This window comes from Erwinia sp. PPS120, from assembly GCF_047918655.1.
Taxonomy (GTDB): Bacteria; Pseudomonadota; Gammaproteobacteria; order Enterobacterales; family Enterobacteriaceae; genus Erwinia; species Erwinia tasmaniensis_A.
In genome coordinates, this window is record NZ_JBLREF010000062.1 from 1 (window position 1) to 7,855 (window position 7,855).

Annotated in this window: 3 protein-coding genes and 1 pseudogene; all 4 read right to left on the reverse strand. The window is 42.4% G+C overall.

Going from position 1 to position 7,855, the window contains the following annotated elements; genetic code table 11:
• Positions 1-97 precede the first annotated feature (97 nt).
• Positions 98-3,703, reverse strand: a complete 3,606-nt coding sequence (locus ACLRGG_RS20920) for a YobI family P-loop NTPase (RefSeq protein WP_416251531.1) — start codon at positions 3,701-3,703, stop codon at positions 98-100.
• A gap of 279 nt (positions 3,704-3,982) precedes the next feature.
• Positions 3,983-4,376: pseudogene (locus tag ACLRGG_RS20925) on the reverse strand (IS110 family transposase); the annotation flags it as partial.
• Positions 4,377-5,163: 787 nt separating this feature from the next.
• A complete protein-coding gene (locus tag ACLRGG_RS20930) occupies positions 5,164-6,378 on the reverse strand; it encodes a hypothetical protein (RefSeq protein ID WP_416251532.1) in 1,215 nt (404 codons plus the stop codon).
• Positions 6,379-6,876: 498 nt separating this feature from the next.
• Complete coding sequence (locus ACLRGG_RS20935; RefSeq protein ID WP_416251533.1) at positions 6,877-7,584, reverse strand: hypothetical protein; 708 nt, start codon at positions 7,582-7,584, stop codon at positions 6,877-6,879.
• Positions 7,585-7,855: the final 271 nt, after the last annotated feature.

Here is a 7,855-nt window from a genome sequence, read left to right on the forward strand (position 1 = left end):
GGCTGTCAGTGAAACGTGATTTTTTCATATAGATCTCCCCGGTTCAGATTACGAGAAAATTCTACTTATGAATACACCGGTTTTTCGGGGGGATTACCTAGTGCGGCCAGATAATGTCGATGATTGAAACTTTAGTCGTCAACGCTATATCGTCATCATTGAGCACAAGCTCAATAAGTTCATTATCGAAATCTTCGTCATCTTGCAAGTAAAACTCAATATTACTTTCAAAAACAGCAACGTTGTTTCTAATCATAAGCGACAGACACTCATTGAGGCCCTTGCGACGTTGTCCTTCATAAATACTGAGTACGTCTTTATAGAGCGCTTCTGACAGCAAAACTCTGTTGCTGTCACAAAGTGCTTTAAATTTTGTCAGTGGCAGGTCACTGACTGCCTGGTCGATGCTCACAGGCAGCACGCTAATCAACTGTGCATACAACGCGTCTGGCTTATCTGCTGCTGAAATGATGTGATTTACAACATTATCAACAGACTCCTCAGGAACACTGACCTTATGGCCTGAAAGCGCCTCCGGATGGTGAGCAAAAAACCCCCACAATATCTCATTGTCGACATCGGTAAACATATAGTCAAAGATGTTATCCCAGTTGGCAGCGACACGCCCATGTTTAAACAAGAGGTCATAAACAGTGAATGACGTTCCATCAACTACAGATAACCTGATATTTTCAACTGTCGACAGCTGCTGAACTTCAAAATCCATGTTTTCAATGATAATTTCTTTGGAATGCTCAGTAACATCTGAGTTAATGAGTGAAATAACAGACTCAACGTTTTCCTCAGAATGAATGAAATATTCAAGGATAAACATCTCAATGTTTTTATTTACAGCCTCAGTTAAACATGGGACTTTTTCACTAATGATTAAGGTATACGGATTGCGCGATAGCTCCTCAACATTCTTTCTGTTATTAGAGTACGCATTAAACAGTGCAGTGAGGTTATTAATATTAAACACATACAGAAAATTCTCTGCGATAAACTTCACCAACGCACGTTCACTTTCACCGTTAGCTTCACTGACGCTATCGAATACAATATTGAGTTCTTTTAATTTTATGCTGAATGACGCAATCTCATCGGGCTGTATGTATGTAAACAATGTAGTATCTGTTTTTAATTCATGCAGATAATCCTGAACAGCACTTTGTCGGGTAATGTTTTCTATCAGACCAAAACGAAGAAATGACACAGATAGCTGCGGATAAAAATCATCATCAGAGTCAATGTCACGGTAAGTGCTCATCGCCTCCATCAATTTACCCAATGTCTTTTCATCGCTTAAAGTTAAATTAATTAAGTCCTGATAGTCATCATTACTGAATTCATAAAAATACGTCCGCATAGTGCTAATAATTAACCCAGGTGAGCAATGATTGAATAAGTGAATAAATACATCACGTGCAAAATCAACTCGGCACTTGATCAAAAAACTAATTATATGCGGATGAAAAATCCCTTCATAATATTTAAATGATAGCGACTCAATTTTATCCACAACATTGGAAACGTTATTGAGATGTATATCTTTCAATTCCTCAAAATTCACCTTGGCAGCGACCTTCTGGATATAAACGTTATCTAATTTACTTAAAGCACCTGCATGGAAGATAGAGCGATACTGCATATAATCCTGCTCTATGTATCCATTTGATAACATGAAAAACAACAACTCCACATTGAAATTGATCGCCGATGCCTTGGCTGTATTTTTATTTACCCTATCGTCGACTGATGGAACTTTGAGCAACCATTCACGCAATTTTGTTAATGTAATTTTTTCGCATAAATCATGAAGGGATATACCATTTCGTTGATAAAGAACACGTTGTGTATTTGAAATTTTTTTAGATAATTGCTCAATAGTTTTCTGATTTTTGTCTAAAATAACAGGTGAACGCTTGTTGTATTCGCGTAAACTTTCAGACCGCTTGTCCCGTGAGATTGGGAAGGCATCCTGATAGTGATAACCGTTTCTTGCATAAGAGATCGCGATTCCAGATGGAAGCTCTCTGTTCAGAAAATCACAGAACAAAGATTCATTTTCACAAAGTTCAACAAAGCTCCAACTACTCCCAATCTGCCCATGCTTATTATGGCTTATATAAAACACTGTGTTCGCTTCAATTTGTTCAGGAAGATAACGTCTTAGTATTTCAACCCTCAAATTTAAACTGGATGTTTGCAATTCTTCTTGTGCTTTCTCTAACTTTTCTTTCTGTTGAGAAATATTTATTTCCAAATCTTTAAAATAAACTTCATGTAGTGTTCTCTTAGAGTAGGCATTAACTACTCTGTATAAAAAACCATCCTGATTATCAAGAAGAGTAAAATCTTTGGTGCATAAGTTTTTATACATTATCAAAGAAAATAACTTTATATCAGAAATCTCACCCGTGATTAATTTTTTAAAGATATTAAATTCATTTATAACATTATTCATTACCCGCATATCAGTCAGGTAAAGGGATACCTTCTTGAAAAACTGTTCTATATCTGCCGCATTAAAGTTTATAATTTTACCACTTAATATATCGTAAGCATTCTCACTATCTACTGCGGGTATAATTGGCACAATGAAATCAAAAAATTTGGTTTGTGATTCAGCATCCTTTAATAAATCCTCCCTGACTGCAAAAATAAACTTAATAGGTTTCTTTTCCAAGAGACTGGAATTATTTACCACTTGATTTATTTCTCGGAGTTTAATAAAGATATGGCCATTGTTTAAGCGATCCAAATCTTCAAATACGACAATCCTATATTTTGTTTTAAGGAAGAAATAAACAATCTCATCAATATACAGATTTAGCAGGGAAGCCGCATTCTGTTTTTCAGCTGCAATTTCCGCCTTAAGGAGATTTACTTTATCAAGCGCAATTTTCCTGTCAAAAAATCCTATCCGATAAAAACGGGATAATAAATACCAACAAATGACAAACGATAGCGAACCAATACATCCCCAACGCCATACCGGATGTATAGCAATGAAGTGACTCACCGCTAATGATAATGAAAACGTGCTGACGATTTTTTGAGGAAACAACAATGTAGTTACAACAATTGCCAGTGCGAGAACAAAAAACAGCAAACAAGATGTTGTTAGTATTTGCCCAACACTGCGGGTGTGGATGCGCTCTACCCGCGAATCTGGCAGCGTACCTTTATCCACTTTGTATAATATCTGCTGTAAGATGCTGTATTCAATGCTTTGTTCTTTTGATAAAGACTCGGAACTTTTTAACGTCTCATCCGTTTCAAAGTTTGCCAGTGAGATAGTCACGTGCTCATCCGCTGGTTTTAAACTTGTAAACCTGAGCCAATATTTCAGGCGGTGCCACAGTCGCTTTCGCCCTTCAATTTTTTTAAGGTATGAGAGAATAACAGAGCTTTTGCCCGCGCCATAGGGGCCTGTGATGGCGATGTTCTTCACATCATCCCGGCTGAGGGCATAATCCAGCGCCTTAAAATAGGGTTGATAGCCCTCTTTATCAGGATCGACAATCGGGGTTAGTGTTTGGAATTCATTTTCCGTTACTACAGTTTCAGCCTCGGCAATCGACAATTGTGTTTCTGGTTGATTTTCCGTTCCGGAATGGTTGTCTGAAGCAACCTGAATCCTTGCGACTGTTTTATGTAACCAGTCTGTAGCCGTTTTCAGCCCGAAAGACAGCGCCATTGAGTGTCCTCACAATCACGAATATTAAATTCATAAATTGGAGACCATCCTAGCATAAATCAAAACAATCATCACATAATCATGTGGTTAAAAGAACAAGCTAGAACCTGTTTTTTTATAGCATTTTTCACGCTGCACAGGGTTTTGCCCACGATAGTATCAAAGATTACGCTCACTCAAAATCAAGCTTATTGTACACCCGTGCTACATATCTGCCGCGCCCATCACCATGTCCGAGATCCATCGATATTCACTGGCTAGTGTTGATACGCCCATATAGATATCCGCATTATCGGGCTCAATGGCTTTTATCTTCTGGGGGTAACGCAGCATTAACTCCAATGCCAGCTCGGCATCCTGCGGATCATCTTTAGCTCCGCTGGGCGAGAAGGTTTGCCGGTAACGAGTCAGGGACAAAGCGTGGACGGGAAAAAAGGTGATAAAGGTATATTTTTGAAGATCATATACCCGGGCCCTTCTTAAGTTCGAGAGCTATTTCGATTCTGTCTTTTACCTTTTGGTTTAACTCAGTAAGCCAGACATCAAGCGCTTCTGCTGTATGTTCAATCACATGGAACACGCGTTCACCGTTTTTAAACTGAACACAGACATCGTGTTTTTTATCTGCCCAGTACAGACCAATGTGTACAGCAAATTGATTAGTCACAGTCATTACCAACTCCTTTTTATCGGGGATTGGTATGCATTCCACGTTCTTCGAAAGAAATATAGCCAGCAGTTTATCTGCATGCCCTGAGTATTCGTTAGCGAACGTGGAGCACCAACTGGCTCGAAAGAAAAGCGGCGATCATCGCATGATTCTCGCTCAATTTTCGTAATCAGTAAGCGCATACCCTGAATCACTTCAAAGTGTAATTGTCAGAGTGCGAATGACTATATCTCGCTCTTAGCAGACCACTCTGCTCTTCAAACGGTCCGTTTCGTGCCAGAAACGGACGTTGGTAATATCGGGTTATATTAATCAATTGGGACAGGTTAGAGCCGAAAAGGCCACACTGCGATTGTAGCCCGAGGAGGGTTGTGCTAAAGAGCACCGCCCTACCCGGGACCACTACTTCAGGTTTTAAACCGAGGAGTTGAGGTTAGCCATTTGAACTCAAAAATCGTTCAAGACCACTTCGCCGATACCGCCGCAATTCGTGCACTCATCGATTTCGATAGTCTGATCGCCGTAACAGGTATGGCATTGAGCGAAGGGCTTATCATCCGTTGGATCATACCCTGTTCCGCTACAGTTTGGGCATTCGATTTCGATAGGACCTCCACTGCCGTGGCATACGTCGCAAATTGCAGCTGTCATGTGTTTAGCCTCTTGATCTGAATACAAACAGGTCTTCGTTGAGTGGGGTTCGATGGAAATTATCTCAACGAAGCGGTGTAAAGTGATGCTGGATGGGCTTCCTTGCGCCAACAAGATGTTCAGCTTTAGCACGAGGAAGCTATTGGCGGTTCGCCAACGCGAGTTTAGCCGAGGCCTTGCAGAAAGCTTCCGCCAACGGATACCTAGATATTTTTTGGCGTAGTGCGAAAATCTCCTCGTTTCCCTGCCCCTGGAGCTCTGGAAGATCTGGGGCCAAGATGGACATCACACATGCCGCAAAGCCTTCGAAACCTAACCTAGCGGCATAGGTACCGGCGGCAAGGATCTGCTGAGTAAGTTGGAAAACTTGAAAAGGATCTTGAGCTTCGCGTAGGACATTAATTTTTATAGTGTTATAGGTCATAAAAAATTCCGCATGGGAATCAGAGGTGGTGAAGATCCCCGAACGATTACTAGAGGCCTCATATTGCTTGAAAACCTGGCTGATGACCTCATCAGCTCGCTGCAGGTTAAGCCTGTTCGGTGCAAGCAAGTCGTGATACATCCGAGCTAGTTGGATACCAGCGTAGATGATCCCGCTTTCCCAAAGCAGCTCCAGGATATTGGTCGCACGGATCGTTTTCGAGAACTCTGCGGTATTGGCTAAGCAGGTGGCTGCAATACCCAGGTTTTCGCGCATTAAAGGCCAAGCCAGGCTGTTCCAGATAGCTGGAGTGAGCGAGGCTTCATCTGCTACCTTCAATAGTGCGAGTGCCTCATACACTAAGGCCTTAGGCAGTACCTCAGAATTCCAGCTTGCTTTTTCCAACTGAGGAGACAAACGGTTGAACCAATCAGGAAGCTTGCCAGCGCTCTGGGCTTCCAAGGCATAGTAAATGGTCTGTACCAGCTCGTCGTAAGTACGGGTAGTAGGCTGCCACATTTCGATGAACTCACTACACAATTGATATAGGGATTGGGGTGGCGCTAAGCCTAGATCTGGGGACTTTTCCAAAATAAAGGTGTTCAAAAGTGAGGCTTGTTGTGCACGCCGCTGATTAAGCTCAATGACGGACAAGTGCTCATCTACAGGGATTGCAAGTTTAGGAATGTCTTTGAAATATTCGCAGCCAAAAATCGCGGCCACGATAGTTTTGGTCGCTGGTAGCACTTTTTTTCCGGCTTTGCCTTGGGCCTTCCTCTGCTTATGCTCAGCTTCACCAAGCTTTTGCTCGAATACAGTGAGAGAACGGAATTTCGTATGGTTTGCTTCGAGGAGTATACGTAAGCGCTTTTCAGAGCTGTTAAGTACTTCAGAGTCAAAAAGGCGAGGGGTGACATTAATTTTTTGCATAATAAACCTCAGTAAAATTGATCGAATAGGTCAGATGGGCCGCTATAGCAGCTTAATTCATCTGGCTCGGAATCGATCGATTCCAGTTGAGGGTAGAGCCGTCACCTATAAACAACATAATCCAGATAACTTACTAAAGTCAACTACTGAATCGCCTCGGGTTTCGTGCGCTATGCAAGTGTCACAGTAAACATGGCAACAGGATGATTCAGGCCCCGTGGCGCTAGCATTCCCAGCTAATGATTTCATTCAGACCAAAGAAGTACATTAATGTAACGCTGCCATCATATGAATCACTATGGTTTTTCCAGAAAATACTGAACCATTGCCACTCTTTTTTAGACTTTACGTCCACTTCTCGCTCACAGCGGATCTTCTGCTCAGTGACTTCGGCCGCTTCGTACCAGAAGCGGTGCCCTGCCCCTCGCTTCTAGCAGAGCTTCCGCCCACTACGCTTGATCGATGGGCCAATAGCAGACAGGACGATAGCCCTTAATTTCAGAATGATGCCAAAGGGATATACGGATATGTCGCTGACTTGTTGCGAGTAGCGTCGATTTCCTGATTGAAATCATCAATAGATATCTTCTTGAAAGTCACACCAAGAAGAACCTCGTAATGATCAACTAGTTGAGTGAATGTACAGGCACCACCATGACGACCATCCTTGAGCGCTTTGTAGAGAGTGGTATTTACCGACCTGATATTTGACGTGCTGGGGGCATCTTTTGACGCTTTTATGAGCTTCTGGAGGACAGTCAATGTGGTTGATTCGCCTTTGATTTTCCTTTTTTCATCGTCCGTCAGAGAAATGAACGTCTGGAGTACCCTGATAAGACGTTTCATTCTTGGATCTGATTCAGCTTTCAGCGGTTTAGTAATCCCGCAGCCACTCTTTTTACTAACACCGGAGGACTCGCCCGTAAGGGGATTGTAGGATGGAATTCCCTCAGGTCGCTGTCCGTTCAACTCGAACCACCCCTTTGCTGCGTACAAGCCACAGGTAAAATATCCTGTAAGCTTCGGATTCTCCCTGCTGGTAAACAGGAAAAGGTAATAATCCGTCGTTAGTAGTCCATCGTGATAAGCGGTTTTCTCCTGTCCTGGTAGCAGAACCGACCGGGTGATTGCTTCAACATAGTAGTGTTTATACGCCGCATCTCTTACCGCTTGAGTCGTCTTGCTGTACTCCTTTGGCCAATCCATTTAGCTCTCCAACTTGATGTTTTCAACGGTAACAAAAGTAACAATGTAACATGCAGTCATTTCAACGATCTGAATCGCCACGGATAATCTAGACACTTCTGAGCCGTTGATAATATAGGTTTTCATATTCAGTCGGTGGCATCTGCTCGCTAGAACCATGCCGACGCTTACTGTTCTGTCTCTTATACACATCTCCGAGCCCACGAGACTGGTTCTCATATCTAGGGTGGGGGTTTTTTTTTGGAAGGGGGGGGGGGGGGGGGGGGGGGGG